Annotated in this window: 22 protein-coding genes; 15 read left to right on the top strand and 7 right to left on the bottom strand. The window is 64.7% G+C overall.

Annotation, left to right across the window (positions count from 1 at the left end; translation table 11 throughout):
• Window positions 1-260: 260 nt before the first annotated feature.
• From LFT43_RS14870 to LFT43_RS14810, 13 genes are all read left to right on the top strand, one after another.
• A complete protein-coding gene (locus LFT43_RS14870; RefSeq protein WP_395798022.1) occupies window positions 261-1277 on the top strand; it encodes an asparaginase in 1017 nt (338 codons plus the stop codon).
• A gap of 54 nt (window positions 1278-1331) precedes the next feature.
• Window positions 1332-2222 carry a polysaccharide deacetylase gene (locus tag LFT43_RS14865; protein WP_395798020.1) on the top strand — a complete coding sequence of 297 codons (891 nt, stop codon included), beginning with the start codon at window positions 1332-1334 and terminating at the stop codon, window positions 2220-2222.
• Window positions 2219-3607, top strand: coding sequence for an MFS transporter (locus tag LFT43_RS14860; protein WP_395798018.1), 1389 nt, complete (start codon window positions 2219-2221; stop codon window positions 3605-3607). Before LFT43_RS14865 ends, LFT43_RS14860 begins: the two co-directional genes overlap by 4 nt.
• Window positions 3597-4364 (top strand): SDR family NAD(P)-dependent oxidoreductase, encoded by a 768-nt coding sequence (locus LFT43_RS14855; RefSeq protein WP_395798016.1) that lies wholly within the window; start codon window positions 3597-3599, stop codon window positions 4362-4364. The genes LFT43_RS14860 and LFT43_RS14855 overlap by 11 nt, the downstream gene beginning before the upstream one ends.
• Before the next feature lie 15 nt (window positions 4365-4379).
• Window positions 4380-5096 (top strand): SDR family NAD(P)-dependent oxidoreductase, encoded by a 717-nt coding sequence (locus LFT43_RS14850; RefSeq protein WP_395798014.1) that lies wholly within the window; start codon window positions 4380-4382, stop codon window positions 5094-5096.
• Between the two features lie 109 nt (window positions 5097-5205).
• Complete coding sequence (locus tag LFT43_RS14845; protein WP_395798012.1) at window positions 5206-5565, top strand: hypothetical protein; 360 nt, start codon at window positions 5206-5208, stop codon at window positions 5563-5565.
• 385 nt (window positions 5566-5950) lie between these two features.
• Window positions 5951-6193 (top strand): hypothetical protein, encoded by a 243-nt coding sequence (locus LFT43_RS14840; protein WP_395798010.1) that lies wholly within the window; start codon window positions 5951-5953, stop codon window positions 6191-6193.
• Between the two features lie 198 nt (window positions 6194-6391).
• Window positions 6392-7495 carry an NADH:flavin oxidoreductase gene (locus LFT43_RS14835; protein WP_395798008.1) on the top strand — a complete coding sequence of 368 codons (1104 nt, stop codon included), beginning with the start codon at window positions 6392-6394 and terminating at the stop codon, window positions 7493-7495.
• A 190-nt stretch (window positions 7496-7685) separates the two neighbouring features.
• Window positions 7686-7952, top strand: coding sequence for a hypothetical protein (locus LFT43_RS14830; protein ID WP_395798006.1), 267 nt, complete (start codon window positions 7686-7688; stop codon window positions 7950-7952).
• Window positions 7953-8172: 220 nt separating this feature from the next.
• Window positions 8173-8544, top strand: coding sequence for a hypothetical protein (locus LFT43_RS14825; protein WP_395798004.1), 372 nt, complete (start codon window positions 8173-8175; stop codon window positions 8542-8544).
• A gap of 114 nt (window positions 8545-8658) precedes the next feature.
• The gene (locus tag LFT43_RS14820; RefSeq protein ID WP_395798002.1) at window positions 8659-8859 is read left to right on the top strand and encodes a hypothetical protein; all 201 of its coding nucleotides are present in this window, start codon (window positions 8659-8661) and stop codon (window positions 8857-8859) included.
• A gap of 163 nt (window positions 8860-9022) precedes the next feature.
• Window positions 9023-10093 (top strand): hypothetical protein, encoded by a 1071-nt coding sequence (locus LFT43_RS14815; RefSeq protein ID WP_395798000.1) that lies wholly within the window; start codon window positions 9023-9025, stop codon window positions 10091-10093.
• A 357-nt stretch (window positions 10094-10450) separates the two neighbouring features.
• Window positions 10451-11062, top strand: coding sequence for a hypothetical protein (locus tag LFT43_RS14810; RefSeq protein WP_395797998.1), 612 nt, complete (start codon window positions 10451-10453; stop codon window positions 11060-11062).
• A 210-nt stretch (window positions 11063-11272) separates the two neighbouring features.
• On the opposite strand, the gene sigK is transcribed toward LFT43_RS14810, so the two are convergent.
• Entirely contained in the window at window positions 11273-11857 is a 585-nt protein-coding gene (gene sigK, locus LFT43_RS14805; RefSeq protein ID WP_395797996.1) for an ECF RNA polymerase sigma factor SigK, read from the bottom strand.
• 155 nt (window positions 11858-12012) lie between these two features.
• Between sigK and LFT43_RS14800 the strand changes: the two genes are divergently transcribed.
• Window positions 12013-12687 (top strand): TetR/AcrR family transcriptional regulator, encoded by a 675-nt coding sequence (locus tag LFT43_RS14800; protein ID WP_395797994.1) that lies wholly within the window; start codon window positions 12013-12015, stop codon window positions 12685-12687.
• A gap of 102 nt (window positions 12688-12789) precedes the next feature.
• Window positions 12790-13728: an alpha/beta fold hydrolase gene (locus LFT43_RS14795; RefSeq protein ID WP_395797992.1), complete on the top strand. Its 939-nt coding sequence runs from the start codon at window positions 12790-12792 to the stop codon at window positions 13726-13728.
• Window positions 13729-13759: 31 nt separating this feature from the next.
• Here the strand turns inward: LFT43_RS14795 and LFT43_RS14790 are convergent, their stop codons facing one another.
• The 6 genes from LFT43_RS14790 to LFT43_RS14765 form a co-directional block, all read right to left on the bottom strand.
• On the bottom strand, window positions 13760-14263 hold the full coding sequence (locus LFT43_RS14790) for a hypothetical protein (protein ID WP_395797990.1): 504 nt from the start codon (window positions 14261-14263) through the stop codon (window positions 13760-13762).
• Window positions 14260-14709, bottom strand: a complete 450-nt coding sequence (locus LFT43_RS14785) for a cupredoxin domain-containing protein (RefSeq protein ID WP_395797988.1) — start codon at window positions 14707-14709, stop codon at window positions 14260-14262. The genes LFT43_RS14790 and LFT43_RS14785 overlap by 4 nt, the downstream gene beginning before the upstream one ends.
• 67 nt (window positions 14710-14776) lie before the next feature.
• Window positions 14777-15493 carry a class F sortase gene (locus tag LFT43_RS14780; RefSeq protein ID WP_395797986.1) on the bottom strand — a complete coding sequence of 239 codons (717 nt, stop codon included), beginning with the start codon at window positions 15491-15493 and terminating at the stop codon, window positions 14777-14779.
• A gap of 17 nt (window positions 15494-15510) precedes the next feature.
• The gene (locus LFT43_RS14775) at window positions 15511-16269 is read right to left on the bottom strand and encodes a hypothetical protein (protein WP_395797984.1); all 759 of its coding nucleotides are present in this window, start codon (window positions 16267-16269) and stop codon (window positions 15511-15513) included.
• Window positions 16270-16460: 191 nt separating this feature from the next.
• A complete protein-coding gene (locus LFT43_RS14770; protein ID WP_395797982.1) occupies window positions 16461-17024 on the bottom strand; it encodes a hypothetical protein in 564 nt (187 codons plus the stop codon).
• A 67-nt stretch (window positions 17025-17091) separates the two neighbouring features.
• Window positions 17092-17271 carry a hypothetical protein gene (locus LFT43_RS14765; RefSeq protein ID WP_395797980.1) on the bottom strand — a complete coding sequence of 60 codons (180 nt, stop codon included), beginning with the start codon at window positions 17269-17271 and terminating at the stop codon, window positions 17092-17094.
• Window positions 17272-17377 lie beyond the last annotated feature (106 nt).

Here is a 17377-nt window from a genome sequence, read left to right as displayed (position 1 = left end):
TTTTCAACACCCAGCATGCCCGGTGACCTGCCGATCTCTGGAATCCGAACCCTTGACGTGCTGCACCTCACATTCTATAGTCATTTCAACGATCACCCAATCGATTGGGTAAGCAAGGCACCCGCACTTGAAGCGTGGTTATTTACCTCCTCGAAATCCCGGGGTCACCACAGGAAACATCCAGAGGATACTTTCTACCCATCAACCCAATCGTTTGGGTATGAGCCTGGGAACAGGTTCAAGACAAAACGGAGCAGGCAATGACTGTCACAGAATTGCGCGGAGCCCATGTGGTTCTGCTGGCCACGGGCGGAACCATCTCTTCCCGTGCGCCGGAAGCCGGGGGAGCCGTCGTGGCCTCGGACACGGGGGAGCAGGTGTTTGCCGGTATGGGAGTCCCGGCCTCACATCCGGTCCGGGTGGTAGATGTTTTCCGGAAGGGTTCCTACCTGCTGACCGTCGAGGACATGATCGCCATCTGCGCCAGGATCAAGGAGGCCCTGAACGATCCCCTGGTTCTGGGGGTGGTGGTCACTCACGGTACCGACACGATGGAGGAGACAGCCTACCTTGTCGCCCTCACCCACGATGATCCCCGCCCGGTGGTGTTCACCGGAGCGCAGGAGGCTGCCGACTCCGGGTCCCCGGACGGTCCGGACAATCTCACCCGGGCTATCGCCGTCGCCGGCTCCCCCCGGGCCCGGGACAAGGGTGTGTTGTTGGCGTTTGCCGGGACGATCTTCCCTGCTGCCGGAGTACGCAAGAGTCACACAACGAGGCTCAATGCTTTCTCCAACCCGGATTTCGGAACAGCGGGATGGGTTTCTGACAGTGGCGAAGTCCGGATGAAGAAGGCAGCGTCTGGAATCGAGCCGCTGCCTCTGCCGTGCGCAGGAGCCGGGTCGCCGCGCGTGGACCTGATTGCCGCCTACCCTGGAGCGGATTCCACACTCCTGCGGGCTGCCCTCCACGGCGGGGCGGCTGGAATTGTTCTCCAGGGGACGGGAACCGGCAACGCCAACCGCGAACTGTGCCCGGAGATCGCCGACGCTACGGCGGCAGGCGTCGTGGTGGTCACGAGCACGCGGGTGGACGCCGGTGCCGTGGTCCCGCGCTACGGCGACGGCGGCGGGGAGGACCTGCGCGCGGCCGGGGCCATACCTTCCGGGTTGCTCCGGCCATCCCAATCGCTGATCCTCCTCAGTCTCCTGCTCAGACTCGACACTCCCAAGGCCCGCATCGCGGAGATCTTCGCCCGCCGCGGCAAGCTCCCCTGATCACTTCCCCCGGAAACACAACGTAAGCAAAACCAACGCAGTGAAAGGTGAATCATGACTAAGGACATCCAAGTCGCGTTCGGCGTCGACGTGGACGCCGTTGCCGGAATGCTCGGCTCCTACGGGGGCGAAGATTCCCCGTGTGACATCTCCCGCGGGCTGTTCAGCGGAGAAGTCGGTGGCCCGCGCCTTATCCGGCTCTTTGAAAAGTACGGACTACCCGCTACCTGGTTTGTGCCGGGTCACTCGATCGAGACGTTCCCGGAGCTGACCCGGATGATCGTCGATGCAGGACACGAGATCGGCGTCCACGGGTACTCGCACGAAAACCCGATCGCGATGACCCGGGAACAGGAGACCGCCATCCTTGACCGGTCGATCGAACTGATCGAGAAGGTCTCCGGCCGCCGTCCCACCGGCTACGTCGCACCATGGTGGGAATTCTCGCCGGTCACCAACGAGATCCTGCTCGAGCGCGGGATCAAGTATGACCACTCACTGATGCACCGCGATTTCGAGCCCTATTACGTCCGTGTCGGCGATAGATGGAAGAAGATCGACTACACCAAGGCCGCCGAAACTTGGATGGAGCCTCTCGTCCGCGGACAGGAAACCGACCTGGTCGAGATCCCGGCCAACTGGTATCTCGATGACCTGCCTCCCATGATGTTCATCAAGGCGGCCCCGAACTCGCACGGCTTCGTCAACCCCCGGGACATCGAGCAAATGTGGCGGGACCAGTTCGACTGGGTATACCGGGAAATGGACCAGGCAGTCTTCACCATGACCATCCACCCGGACGTCTCCGGCCGTCCCCAGGTGCTGCTCATGCTTGAGCGGCTCATTGAACACATCAACTCCCATGACGGCGTCAGCTGGCTCACGTTCGACCAGATCGCCGACTCCTTCCTCGCACGCTCCCCCCGAAAGGAAAACCAGTCATGACCATCCAGCAGCACGCCGTCGACCTGACACAACCGGCACCGAACGAGAGGCGCCGCTTCCCGGTCTTCTCCAAGCGCAACACCACGATCGCCACCGTCCTCGCCCTGCTCGCCTGGACCGTCGCCGTCTTCGACTACGGGCTTTTCGGCACGCTCCTGCCGGCCATGCAGGAGGAATTCGGCTGGACCGCAACAGAAGCGTATGCGATCAACACCTGGATCGCCGTCGGTACCGCCGTCGTCTGCTTCGGGATCGGCCCCGTCATCGACCGGCTGGGCCGTCGCAAGGGCATGATGGCCACCATTGGGGGAACTGCGGTCATCTCCGGGCTGACCGCACTGATCCCGACCGGAATCCCGCTCCTGAGCAACAGCCTGCTGGTCCTGATCCGCTCCTTCGGTGGCCTCGGTTTCTCCGAACAGGCCGTCAACGCCACCTACATGAACGAGGTTTACCAGGTCACCGAAGTCGCCGACAAACGCAAGCGTCCCGGGTTCCACTATTCGTTCATCCAAGGCGGCTGGCCGCTGGGGTTCCTGCTGGCCAGCGCACTAGCCCTGGTCTTCCTTCCCTCCCTTGGATGGCGTGCCCTGTACCTGATGGCGACCATTCCGGCCGCTGTCATCGTCTGGGTCATCTCAAAGAAACTGAAGGAGACCCCGCAGTTCGAACTCCACCACAAACTGACCCAACTGGAGAAGGGCGGCAAGTCCGGGGAAGCCCACGCCCTCGCGCACGCCTACGGCGTCGAGCACTCCTCCGCGGCACCGCTCAAGCGCATCTGGGAACCTCACCTGCGCCGGAACACGATCGTCTTCTCCCTGGCCTGGATCTTCAACTTCTTCGGCATCATGATCTTCAGTATCCTCGGCAGCTCCGTCCTGAAGAACGCCAAGGGCGTGGAACTCTCGGACGCCTTCTGGATGCTGATCGTGATCAACATGCTCGCCTACTTCGGCTACGTCTTCCACGGCTGGCTCGGCGACAAGATCGGCCGGAAACGCACCATCATCGGCGGCTGGATCCTGTCCGGGATTTCCTTCACCATCATGCTCAGCCCCATCGCCACCAGCCCGTTCATGATCATCCTCACGTACGGTGCCGGACTGTTCTTCCTCGTCGGACCCTACGCCGCGATCCAGTACTTCATGGCCGAGTGCTACCCGGTCAGCTGCCGCGCCACCGGCACGGCGTTCATCGGCGCCATGAGCCAGCCCGGCGTGATCCTGGGCGGAGCCCTCTTCACAGCAGCAGCCGCCGGAGCCGGAACAGGCCCCGCCGCGCTCTGGGTCGGAGCCCTGGGAACACTGTTCTCCGGACTGCTCATGATCGCGGCCAAACCGCCGGTTGAAGCACTGCTCGAGGACCACCCCCATGACGTCTGAGAACAAAGTGGCCGTGATCACCGGAGCAGCCAGCGGCATCGGACGCGCCCTTGCAGTCCACTACGCACAACACGGTGTGCACTCCGTCATCGGCACGTTTCCAGGAGATCCCCATGATCCCGAGGAAACCCTGCGCCTGGTCAAGGACGCAGGCGGAGAGGCAGCCATCCAGCAGGTGGACGTCCGGTCCACCTCCTCCGTGGACGGCTTCGCCCAACGGGCCATGGACGAATATGGCCGCTTGGACTACGCCATCGCGAACGCGGGAATCCTGCGCAACTCCCCGCTGGAGGAGATGACCGATGAACGATGGCACGACATGCTCAACGTGGACCTCACCGGGGTGCTACGGACCTTGCGTGCCGGTGCGGCACGAATGACCGAAGGCGGTGCCCTGGTAGCTGTCTCCTCCATCGCCGGCGGCGTCTACGGATGGGAGGAACACGCCCACTACGCCGCGGCCAAGGCCGGGGTCCTTGGCCTCATCCGGAGCGTCGCCGTGGAGCTCGGGCCACGCCGGATCCGTGCCAACGCCGTCATACCCGGCCTCATTGAGACCCCCCAGTCCCTGGACTCCATCAACTCACTGGGTCCGGAAGGACTCCAGAGGGCCGGAAAGGACATCCCGTGGGGACGCGTGGGCAGGCCCGAGGAAGTCGCAAGCGTCATCGGGTTCCTCACCTCCGACGACTCGCGCTACATGACCGGACAGTCGCTCATCGTTGACGGTGGCCTCACCGTCAAGATGCGCGCCTGAGGACGGAAGGACACCATGGACATACCGACTCTTGAGGGCCCGGGCCGGGCGGTGGTCATCACCGGCGGTTCCAGCGGGATCGGCAAAGCAATTGCCGACGCGTTCAGGGACAACGGTGACCGTGTGGCGGTCCTGGACCGGGCCGCCGGGAACGGAATCATCCACGTCGATGTCGCCGACGAACCCAGCGTCAAGGCGGCCTTTGCCCAGGCCCGTCAACGGCTCGGCCCGATCGACATACTTGTCAACAGTGCAGGGCTCCTCACCGAATCTCCGCTGGAAAACATGTCACTGGCCAAATGGAACGAAACCATCGCCGTGGACCTCACCGGCGTGTTCCTGTGCTGCCGGGAGGTGGTGGGGGAGATGCGTCAGCGAAAATGGGGACGCATCATCAACATCGCCTCCCAACTGGCAATCAAAGGAGGCATCGGACTGAGCCACTACAGCGCCGCCAAAGCCGGGGTCATAGGGCTGTCCAAGGCTCTTGCCCTCGAAACAGCCCAAGACAACGTCCTGGTCAACTGCATCGCCCCCGGCCCCATTGAAACGCCACTCGTGAAGGGCATCTCGGAAAGCTGGAAAGCGGCCAAACGTGCGGAACTTCCGCTGGGACGCTTCGGCACACCGGCCGAAGTAGCACCCGCGGCGTTACTGCTCGCCAGCGATCCCGGAGGAAACCTGTTCCTCGGACAGACCCTCGGCCCCAACTCCGGCGACGTCATGCCCTAAGAAAGTCACGCCCTGGCCACGCCCGACGAAAGGGGGGGACCGCATGTGCGGAGCCTGCGGAACAACCACCGTGCCCGACCCGGTCCTGGGACCGGTACGAACCAAACGAATGCACCTCATCGTCGCCGGTACCGTCAACGAACTGTGCAGAGGACGGCCCGGAGCTCCCAAAATCAGCGCGCTCCCCGACGGCTGGCTGCTTGCCGGACCGTCGGGGGCCTCGCGGGTCGTCCATACCATCGAAGAGCTGTGGGCCGGCGTGATCACCTGTTTCACCGATACATCCCTTCTGGAGGGCCTGCTCAAGAAACAGGAAGCCTATGCAGCCGACCCGGAGAACGCCGGACTCCCGGCACGCACGGCCCGTACAGGCAGCAGCCTCACAGCGCTGGCAGGGTCAACCACGGCAAGGCGTCCTCGGTGCCATACCCCGGGCATTCCTCCCACACGAGAAGATTCCCCTCATTAGCAGGAGAGATCGCCCGGAAACGCCGCGGGCGGGTTCGGCAGGCCTACGCCGTGACCTGCTGAGAAGCCGTCAGCGATATCTCATCAATGGTGCGCTCCTCTCTGGAAATTTCGAGGTGTTTGGCCATCCGAGGGGCGGTAGCCGACGCTGCTTGGAGGCACGGAGGGCGATTCTGCATTCCACCATCCGACCGTCTGGAACCCGTGATTGGACGCGAGATCTCGACGACAAGCTGTCATGTTTGCTCCGAAGTGTACGGATAGTCCAGCCCTTCGCAGTCCCCGAAGCGCCGGCTCTGTCTCCCTGAGATCGCGCCCGGCAACCAACAATGGCACCACCCAAAGGGGCCGGGCCCTACTACATAAAGAAGCCGAAGGATAGACAAGTGAGAACCAGCACTCCTGACCTGATGATAACGGTGACGGCCACGGACCGTGCCAGCATGGACCGCCAGCTCGAGAAAGCGGTGACCGACGCCCTCGCTTGGGCAATGCGAGAACGACGCCGGGGAATTCTCGTCACACGCCACGGACACGATTCCTTTACCGTCGCACTCAGCGATACCGTGCGCTTTGGCCTGACCCGAGAACGCCAGGACTGGCGAACTGAGTCCGCGACAAACGAATAGTGCCAGCCGCCATAGCACCGGAATTGTCCCGGTGGCCAGTTTCCCCAGCCAGCGAGGCTAATGATTTGCAGGCCGAGTGGCCGATGCTACCTGAATATGAGCCTGTACCCAATCGTTTTCGCTGATGCGGAGCTGGCTTCACTGCGATGAGCGGCGCCCTTTCCCTAGAAATCCCCATAAAAAACGAAGGAGACATTCGTGCCGAATTTCGCACTGCTCTGGTCACCCGTTCAGCTCGGAGCCACCGAGCTGCCCAACCGTGTTGCACTGGCTCCCATGACGCGCATCAGTGCCACCGAGGACGGGCATGCCACGGAAAGAATGGCCTCGTACTATGAAGCGTATGCGCGCGGAGGCTTCGGGCTGCTGATCACCGAAGGCATCTACCCTGACACCGCGTACAGCCAGGGCTACCTGTTTCAGCCGGGCATCGCCACCAAAGAACAAGCACAGTCCTGGGCCAAGGTCGTCGATGCTGTCCACTCCGCCGGTGCCCGGATATTCGCCCAGCTCATGCATGCCGGTGCCCAGGCCCAAGGGAACCGGTTCGTGGACTCCTCGGTAGGTCCGTCCGCCGTTGCACCCAAGGGCGAGCAGCTCGCGTTCTATCGCGGAGAAGGCCCGTTCCCGGTTCCTGCCGAGATCACCCCGGCCCAGATGGACGACGTCGGGGACGGTTTCGTCGAGGCAGCGCTGCGCGCCAAGGAAGCTGGATTCGACGGCGTCGAGATCCATGGCGCCAACGGGTATCTGCTTGACCAGTTCCTCACCGACTACTTGAACCACAGGACCGACAATTACGGCGGTTCACCCGAAAACAGGGTGCGGTTCGCGGCCGAGATCTGCTCCGCCGTCTGCGAAGCCGTGGGCCCGGAAATGAGCGTGGGAATCCGCATTTCCCAGTCCAAGGTCAGCGACAATGACCACCGCTGGAGCGGAGGGGCCGACGAGGCGAAGGTAATCTTCGCGACCCTGGGCGCCACGGGAATCGACTTTATCCACACCACTGAATACCGGGCCGCTGCCCCGGCATTCGAGGACGGCGCGGAATCCCTGGCCACCCTGGCCAAGAAGCACTCAGGGATAACCGTGATCGCCAACGGCAACCTGGACGACCCGGAAACGGCCCTGTCCCTATTGCGTGGCGGCCACGCCGACGTCGTCGCTCTGGGCAAGGCGGCCCTGGCGAATCGGAACTGGCCACACCGCGTACGGAACAACCTGGCCTTCGACAAGCTCGACGCCAGCCTCTTCGCTCCGGTAGCAGATGTGAAGGACTGGGAACTCGAACCGCTCGCATAAGAGTGGACTGCAAAGGGGCCGGCCGGGGGACGCCGCCCGGCCCGCCCCTTGCATAACGTCACCCCGGTGAGAGGAACTTTGAACTCAGGAGTGCCGCCGACCTTCCACCCCCGGTGCTTTCTTCAATAAGATCGTCCGCGACCACCGGCCCGCCGGCGTCATCCAGTACGGCAGACGGGCCACCCCGGACGTGTCGCTGGACGCGGACCCGGCATCGGGGGTCTCCGTCTACGATTCCACCGCCTATAACGGACAGACAGGATGGTTCACTGTGGGTGGCACCAGTGTCTGCTCACCGGTATGGGCTGGGCGGTCCGCTGACACCAGCGCGTTGGTGAACGCCGGATATGTCTACGGAAACGCGATCACCTTCCGGGATATTACCGTCGGCAATAACGGCTATCCCTGCATGGCCGGCCTTGATCTGGTCACCGGGCGGGGGAGCTGGACCGGCTGAGCTGTTAGCTCATCGCACCAGGGCCCCGGGGGTTGGCGCTGCACTATGAGTTGCTGGCGGCCCGGGCGGCGCTATCGCAGGGTTTGGAAGCGCTTGTGGTTTCGGCGGTTCCTCGGGTCCGGTAGCTGTTCGCTTTCGGGGCCGCCGGGCTGCTCTCCTCTTTCTCTTCCCGGCATGTCTGTGTGGCAGGCGGGCGGTTTCGCCGTACAAAGAAAGGACCATGAAGACGATCCGACTCCGGACCCTCGCCGCAACCGTCGCAGGGGCAGTGCTGCTGGCGCCAGGCACCGCCTGCTCCGGGCCGGGAGCCACGACGGCCATCACCGTCCCCAGCCACGAATCAACGGCACCTCCCTCGATGAAGGCGCCCACTTCCGGCAAAACTGCCGCGGCCGCTCCCGCCGGCGGGGTCAAGCAGGTCCATTCCCCCGGTGCCGTCGCCCTGGATGAGCATCTGGCGCCCGGACAATGCACCGCCAGGGTGATTGATGCGGTGGCCGGAGAAATCCTCCCCGACGCAGGCTGCACGCCCGGAGCCATCGACCCGGCCGTCACCGAGGACGATATCGGCTCCACCATCTGCAAGGCCTGATACACCGCCACCATCCGGCCCCCGGCGGCGGAGACCGACAGGTTCAAGACCACGAGCCTGGCCGCCTACGGACAGGGCTACGGGCGCACCACGGAGCTGGACCACCTGATCCCCTTGGAACTCGGGGGCACCAACTCGGCATCCAACCTTTGGCCCGAGCCCAACCGAACCGGCGCCACCGGCACCGCAAACCCGAAAGACGCGGTGGAGGACACCCTTCACAGGGCAATCTGCAACCACACCGTGAAGCTCGCCGACGCCCAGAACGCGATCGCCGCGAACTGGGCGACCGCGTTGAAAACCCTCGGCCTTTGACCTCCGTGTCCTTCAACGGCAGATACGCGGGCCTCTTCCAGCATTGCCATTAACACCATCGAGTGGAATAATTCGTTCTTACTGGGGTCACATTCAACGGTCGGCGCATCCACAGGATGGGAACATGTGTGCTTATTACCCTCGGTGTCCTGGAAAGTATCTTGTGCCCGTCGCAGCGGCGGCGCTTCTTCTGGGGGCGTGTTCCCAGCCCGCGGCGCAGAGCGGTCCGGCGCAGTCGTTGACCACGGCCGCATCCCCAGGGGCCCCTGATGCGAAAACGGGAACCCCTCCGCGGGCCACCGGCCCGGCCTGTGATCTGGTCACGCCGGAAATCGCAGCGCGGATCGGTCCGGGCCTCGCCGGCACCGGCCACCAGGGAGCCGATGCCGTGGCAGTGCCCAGCGGAAGTCCCGTCCCTTACCAGCACTCTTTCTGTACCTACTTCAGCAAGGCAGCTGACGGTTATCTGGGACTTTCGGTGGACCTCGTCACGCCTGCCCCAAAGGAGCTCCTCGCGCTGAGCATGAAGACTCCCGGGTGCCTCCCGGTGGACGGAGTGGGCGACTTCGCCTGCGAAAGGTGGTCCGAGCCGCCAGCCAACGCCCCGACGCCGCAGCAGGAGGTTGACCTGATCTCAGTCCGCGCAGGGAGCACACTCAAGCTCAGCTACACCGCCAGCGGTAAATACCTTCGGGACGCCCAAGCCATGGGCCAGAGCGTTGCCGAGCTCGCACGGGACGCCGGCTGGGGCACCGGGAGCCCGATCACTGTCCCCGTCCCGCCGGGCCCGGTGGTTTCTCCGCCGGCCCTGCCGGCCGACACTTCCACGTGCGGCTACGTGGGCGTGGACCGGGTCCAGCAGGCCTTCGGCGCCGCGGCGCCAGGCCACGCCACCGCGGCCGGCGGGTCCTGTTTCTACAACTTCAGCACGCCGGACAGCGTCCTGCAGTTCGATGTCACGGTCAACAAGAACCAGACACCGGGCCAGATCGCCGAGTTCACGGCCCAGAACCAGGCCCACTACCAGCCGGTCAGCGGCGTCGCCGACGCCGCGTGGATCTTCATCCTCACACTGCACGACGGGCCGGGACCAACGACCACCGTGAACATCACCGCGCTCAAAGGCAAGGACACGGCATCATTCACGCTCCATGCCACGGCTTCACGGTCCGGAGCGTCGACCGAGCAATTGCGGCAACAATTGATCAAGCTCGCCGGCAGCATCGACTTCTGAGCCCGCGCGGCAGCGCGCCTCACGCCCCTGAAGCCGGATTCCGGTGGTCCCCGCCAGGTGCTTCCCGGCGGCATTCCCTTCTAGAAATGTCTCCGAAGGCCCGTCCGGAAAACTTATCGGTACAAGGGGCCGCCGTGGGGGCTGATCACGTACCGCAAAGACAGCGGGCCTGCATCATCGCTACGCCTTTCGCGGAGCAGACGCGCGGGCGCATCATCAAGGCCTGGACTCATGAGCCGCGGGCGCAACGTCGGCGAGCGTTCCTTCAACCAAGGTCAGGCAATGGCGCGGCCTCGCAGACCGCCTCGATAAGTAGCACTCTTGCCTGCCTGCCAGGACCGCGAACCGGGATTCCTCATGTTGAACACCGGCGGAGCCGTGGCCGTGGCGTTCACTCCCATCGCCAACTTCTCCCGCGGTTTCCCCATCGTCAGCCTCGCCGTGCAGAACAGCACCAACGGTACTGACCGCGGGTCCGTCGCTTCGGCGTCGAACCGGGGCGTGAACGTGGGCGCGAACGCCGGGGTTGCCGGCACGGTCCAGAACAGCGCCAACGGTGAGGACATCACCAACGGCGCCAACCGCGGGTCCGTCGCTTCGGCGTCGAACCTGGGCGTGAACGTGGGCGCGAACGCCGGGGTTGCCGGCACCGTGCAGAACAGCACCAACGGTACTGACCGCGGGTCCGTCGCTTCGGCGTCGAATCTGGGCGTGAACGTGGGCGCGAACGCCGGGGTTGCCGGCACCGTGCAGAACAGCACCAACGGTACTGACCGCGGGTCTGACGCTTCGGCGTCGAATCTGGGCGTGAACGTGGGCGCGAACGCCGGGGTTGCCGGCACGGTCCAGAACAGCACCAACGGTACTGACCGCGGGTCTGTCGCTTCGGCGTGGAACGTCGGCGTGAACGTGGGCGCCAACGCCGGGGTTGCCGGCACCGTGCAGAACACCGGAATCATCGGCGGCTAGCCTCGGCGAGGGGAAAGGCCGGGTGCCGGAAAAACGAACACCTGGTCTTTCCCCTGCCTCTTGGCGGAGACGGCAAACGTCGACTGGTTGAAGCCCCAAGCATTGAACTGCGGTTTTACTTTCTTCCATCGGTTCACGCGGTCCCGCGGGTGTCTCCTCGAGATTCGGGAAACGGGCACTGGAGGTTTGCGTCCTGTGCTTGGCGTGGAGTTAGACGGATTGGTACTGGGTGCGGAGCTGTGTCAGGCCGTCGCGGATCCGGGACTTGATGGTAGGCAGAGGTACAGAGAGCTTCTCTGCCACCTCGCGGTAAGTGAGGCAGCCGAAATATGCAAGGAGAATGGATTCGCGCTGCAAGGGCGAGAGAACCGTCAGGGAGTCGAAGACCTGAAGGGTTTCCATGCCGTCAGTGACGGACTCGCCAACTTCATCGAAGGGGTGTTTCCATCCGGCCGCGGCCCATCGGGAGTCGCGGTTGGTGCTGCTTTGCCTCGAACGGACCCTGTCGACTGCCTTGCGGTGGGCGATGGTCACGAGCCACCCGATCGGGCTGCCAAGGGCCGGGTTGTATTTGCCCGCATCCTGCCAGACCAGCATGAAGATCTCCTGCGTCACCTCCTCGCTGATTTCCGGATCCACGACCACCCTGCGCACGACGCCGAACACCCGGGGCGAAGTGAAGCGGTAGAACTCGGTGAACGCTTCATGGTTGCCCTGGCCGGTTTTCAGTAGCAAGCCGGCCAGGTGGGTTCTGGTTTCATCCGGACCAGATGCCGTGCGGTCTAGCGTTTCCATAATGCCTTTTCAGTCGACCGCGTCAGCCCCCAGCGGGCCGTCGATGAAGCAGTTGCAGATGCGTATTCCGAGCGGGAGAACGTTCGTTCTCGCCTCTTCCGCCTACAATAGAGAACGATCGTTATCCATGCAAGCGGAATCGGAAGAAGAATGCCGTGCCAGTAGCCGAGACGGGGCCGATGTCCTCCGGGGGCGCCTTGGCGACGGACGACGAGGCGGCGCGGGCGGGCATCGTGGCAGCAGTGTCACCGCTGTTCTATGCCCGGGGATTCACCACTGTCGGCATGGATGAGGTGCGGACTGTCTCGGGGGTATCGCTCAAGCGCCTGTATCGGCTCTTCCCGTCGAAGGAAGACATCATCGAACAGGTTCTCCTTGGATGGCGGGATGCCTGGGAGGCGAGTGTCACGGCGCAGGTGGAGTCCACCCAGGTGCCCCGTGAGAGGTTGCTGGCTGTGTTTGATTTCCTGGCCGCGTGGTTCACGTCGGAGGGGTTCCGGGGGTGTGCGTTCATCAACTCCTTCGGCGAGCTGGGCGCGACGTCGGGGCGCATCGGCGCAATTGTCCGGGGACAGAAAGCAGAGTTCCACGACTACCTGGCACGCGTCGCCTCCGGCATCGGGGCGCCGGCCACGCTGGCCCCGCAATTGGCAATCCTCGCCGAAGGCGCAGTGACGACGGCAGCCATCTCCTCGAGTCCCGAACCGGCCCGCCAGGCGCGTGCAGCCGCGGAAATTCTCATCGATGCCGCCCTCGGGACCTGCACCTGCTGCCGGAATCATCACGAAGCCCATGATGACGTTCCCGGCACGGCCGGATCGCCGAAATGAGCCGCATCCGGTGACGTGAGTGCTCCGGACTGATACCGGCACGTCCGATCCAATTCCCCTGCGGCTACGAACCAGTGTCAGAGACCAAGAGCAAAGGTGACCATGAGTGTTCAGCAGGAGATCGTCCCTACGCTGCGGCGGCATGTCTTCCCCACGGAGCTGGGTCCCTGCACGGTGCGTGTCCAGCGGGGTACCCGCGGACAGTGCGCCGCGTCCGGCACACCGGATGTCTACTTTCACGGCGCCGCGGGCTCCTGGACCACCTTCAGGGCACTGCTTGACGGGGCACCGGCCCGTGACCGGATCCTGCTTGACCTGCCGGGCTGGGGCGAATCCACAAATGGTGCCCGGCTCGAACAATTCAGCATCGAGGCGATGGCACGCGCTGTGACCGGGGTACTGAACGCGCTCGGTTACCGGCGGTGGAACCTGGTGGGCCACTCCATGGGAGGCTTTCTGGCCTTGCACATGGCCGCGGCGCGGCCTGGGCAGACCGCCAGCGTAGCCACCATTTCGGCCACCACGTTCGGCGTGTCCCGGGCGTCCCGGGCTCCGCTACGCGGCCTTCACGGACACCCGGCGTTCACCGGCATGCTGCTGGCGATGCGCGCCTTGGCGGCCCTCGGTCCGGCAGGGACGGCCCTGGTCCGAACCATCGCCACCACACCCCTGATGGGAACGTTGATGTCCCCGTTCTTCGCAGATCCGGGGGTCATCTCCCCGGCGGTGATTCGCGACCTCGGCGATGACGCCAGGCCGGCCAGCTTCTCTGCTGCCGCCCGGGCCGCGGCCCAGTACGATTTCAGCCAGTGGCGCGGCATCCGCTGCCCGGTGCTGGCAATCCGTGGCGACAGCGATGTCTTCACGCCCGAATCCGACGTTGTCCGGCTCGCCGAAATAGTTCCCCACACTTGGACGGCGACGATCCTTAACTGCGGCCACTTCGCCCATATCGAGCAGCGGGATCAAGTGCGCCTGCTGCTTGAGGAACTGTGGAGGCGCACAGGGGATGCCCTGGCGGTCACCACGGGACCTGCCTGACCGCGGGGTTTTGTTTGGCGTTGACCGGACCTCACACGGCGGGGGCGCTTTTGCTGGATCGTCGACGGCGGAGGACCAGGGCGGTGGCGGCCAGAAGGACAGCGGATCCCTCCGCGTACGCCGTGAGGGCCTTGTCGAAGAACCAGACGGGCTCGTACATGGCCGGAAACGGCCCGAAGGCGGGTATGTCGACGTAGCGGTACAGCAGCAGGGCCGCCAACCCGCCACCGGCGGTGAGCAGGGCCACCACCCAAGCGGGTTTGCTCCCGCGGATCAGGACGTAGACCGCGGCCAAGGCTGCGGCTGCGGCTTCGGCCAGGAACAGGTTGCCCTCCCCGATTCCTTCGGGGGCTGCGGACTGGTATCCGTGGGCCAGCCGGGCATGCACCACGGCATCCACCGCAAGGGCGGCAGCGGCCAGCCCACGCAGCACCACATCGACGGCGGTGGTGCCGCGGGATGGTCGGGCGGCGGGTTCCGGGGTTCTCAGCTCACCGCCAGGGGCCCGGGCGGGGTGGTGTTCTGCCCTAGTCATTTGACGATCAGGGTGCCATGCATGTTGGAGTGATAGGTGCAGTGGTAGCTGTATGAGCCGGGTTTCTTCGGGGCGGTGAATGTGACGCTCTTTCCTGCTTTGACAACGGCGTCGAAGGAGCCGTCGTCGGCTGTCACGGTGTGCGCTTCGGTGTCCATGTTCATCACGGTCACCTCAGCCCCGGCAAGGACGCTGTCCGGGCCGTTGTAGGCGAAGGATTTGATGTGGATCGTGGCCGCGGCCCCGGCCGTGTTGCCTGCTGAGGCCATGGGAGAGCCTCCCATGCCGGACTCCATGGTCATTGCCGATGCGGGCGCGGAGCTTGCCGGCTGTGATCCCGTGGCGTTGCCGGCGGGAGCGCAGGCGGCGAGGGCCAGGGCAGCGGCTCCGGCGAGGAGCGCGAACCGGAGAGTGGCAGTGGGAGGGCGTGTGGATGGGGGGACCATGGTGTTCCCTTCTATTTGGTGTGCAGGTCGAAACCGGTGCCCGGGTTGGGAAGCGGGGGGCTGGGGCTCAGGCGGGGTGGCTTGAGACAAGGTGGGCGAAGACGACCGTGTTGTCCAGGTATTCCCCGGTGGCCTGGTCGTATCCTCCGCAGGTGATCAGGCGGATTTCGGGCCGGTCCGCGTTCTGATAGACCTCCACAGTGGGGAAGCTGGACTTGTGGTAGGTCCGGACGGTGTCGACGCTGAAGACGGCGGCGGTGTGATCCGAACGGGTCACGGCGATCGTCTGGCCGGCGCTGAGCTCGCGGAGACGATAGAAGACGCCGACGGGACTTTTCGTGGAGTTCACGTGGCCGAGAATGACCGAGGAGCCTCTCTGGCCCGGAGATGGCGAGTCCTTGTACCAACCGGCCGGGGATCCGGGCTCACCAGGTGGGGTTTCCACTTCGCCGTTGGGTTGTTTTCCCAGTTGCAGCAGGGTGGAGTTGATTCCTACCGAGGTGACCTCGACGCTGACGGGAACGGACGCGGAAAGCGCCCCGTCCGGAGGCGCTGCGGAAGGCAGTGCCGTCGGCGTGGGGCCGGCGCTTGCCGGTACCGGTGACGTCGTTGCGGCCATGGGCGGGGCGGCGGGAGCTTCGGCTGAAGCCGTACCGCTTGCTTCGGATCCCGGGCGTTCTGCGTGGAGTCCGATGCCGATGCTGGTGATGCCGCCGGCGAGGAGCAGGGCGGCCGCCGCGGACGCGATGAAGCGTCCGCGGCGGTTGCTTGTATCAGATCGCATCAGGTTCGAGCGTCTTTTCAGGCCTTGGCGCTCATCCGACGGCGGGCTGCGTAGGCTCCCCCTGCCGCCAGAAGGAGACCGCCACCTGCAGCGAGCAGACCGAAGTCAGGCCCGGACTGGCTGGCCGGGGTGGTGATGCCTGTGCCGGGGGCTCCGGCAGGCATCGCGGTCAACGTCCCGCACAGGGCGGGCGAGGTTGCGGCCAAGGGCAGGGAGGGTACCAAATCGCTGGGTTCTGCCTGTGCCGCGGCGGACAGGGTGGCCGGATCCAGGCCGTGAACGACGACGACGCCGGTGCCGGCCTTGAGTGAATCGGCGGTCTTCGCGTCCAGGGTGATGGTCCGCTGATAGGTGTACGCGGCGCCCATCCCGGCAACCGCCAGGTCTGTACCGGCCGCCGGGCTGGTATCCCCGCTGGTGGACAGGGTCGCCCCGATACCGCCGTAGAACGGGGCGCCTTCGGTAGTGCTGATCACGCCGTCCTTGTTGGTGTCAGCGGACATGTCGGGGCAGGTCCCCTTGGCGCCGATGTGGATGTGCTGGACGTGCGGGTAGGGTTTCCCGCCGAACGTTGCGGCGAGTCCGGAGACTTTCTCGGTGACGGTGGCCTGATTTCCGTTCACGGTGATCATCACCGTGCCTGTGGCGTTGCTGCCGTTGATCGCGGCCAGGTTCGCCTGGTAGGTGGTGGTGTCGGCGGCAAAGGCCGGGCTGGTGGAGAGTGCGAGGGCGCCCAAGGCCAGAGCGGGGGCAATCAGGAAAGCGGATTTCTTCATGACAGGTTTCCTCCAAAGACAAGGGCCGTTCCCCTGGTGGGCACGCCCATGATGCTGACAACAGTGGTTCGGCGTGGTGCAGGTCACGGATTGGCGCGCGAAGGAATATTCTTCAAATACTTCCGGAGGGGTCGGTGGATGCTTCGAGACTCGCAATCGGACAGATGCCCGGTCCCAACCGGCGCCCAGGCCTATTCGGACCAGCAAGCCAGAACCGCCGTCGCGACCTCGTAGGCGAACGCGCCGCGGGAGACGCCGTGCGGGCCCAGGGTTGCCGGGAGCGCCTCTGCATCGACCTTCAGGATGAAGTTGTCTTTGACGAACACCACGGAACCTTCCGGGCCCTCGAAAGCCGGAAAACCCAGATTCGCCATTCCCTCGATCGGACGCGCCGACGCGGTGGTACCGGACAGACCGTCGAAGTAGGCATGCGCGGAGGCCGGATCGGCTGCCTCCTTGACCGAGAGCACGAGCGGTCCGGCCGGCAGCGCGTACGTGCAGGTGTAGATTTTGTCGGCCCAGGAATCGGTGGTCCGGGGAGGTCCAGACAGGGACAGTATCTTGACGATGTTCGTCTGGGTTTCCTCCGCGCACACCATTTTTGCCGACGCGGACGGAGCCCCTTCGGCGACGGCCTTCGAAACACCGGTGGTTGAGGGCAGGTTCCGGGGTCCCGCCGTGGCACCCGCCTCAGGGCCGCCGGCGCAGCCGGCCATGAGGAGCACCGCCAGCGCCGCAGCGGCTAGGCCAGCCATCCGTTGCCGCGAAGACCGACCGACCCGAATCCACGCTTGCCAGGTTGAGTCAGAACCTTCCCTGGCGTTATTCCCCGCCATTGTCCAGGGCCTCAAGGTGCTTCTCCATAGCCTCACAGGCCTGGTTCCAACGCGCCATGAGCGCGTGCCTGTTGAGCGGTTCGAACATCCCGTTCAACACCTTCTCAAGAGCGTCGTACGCGGCATCCTTGACCCGATCACGTGCCGCAATGCTGTAGTAGTTCATGACAGTGATTCGTCACCGACGCCCCATCAGATGGCCCGGCACACCGGATTCGCTGGTAATGCACAGACATCCGCATCTAGGAAGCAGACTTACTCTGCTGGGAGTA

This window comes from Arthrobacter sp. FW306-04-A, from assembly GCF_044358315.1.
Classification (GTDB): Bacteria; Actinomycetota; Actinomycetes; order Actinomycetales; family Micrococcaceae; genus Arthrobacter.
The sequence above is the reverse complement of the archived record's forward strand: the minus strand, read 5'-3'. Positions and strand labels throughout refer to the sequence as shown.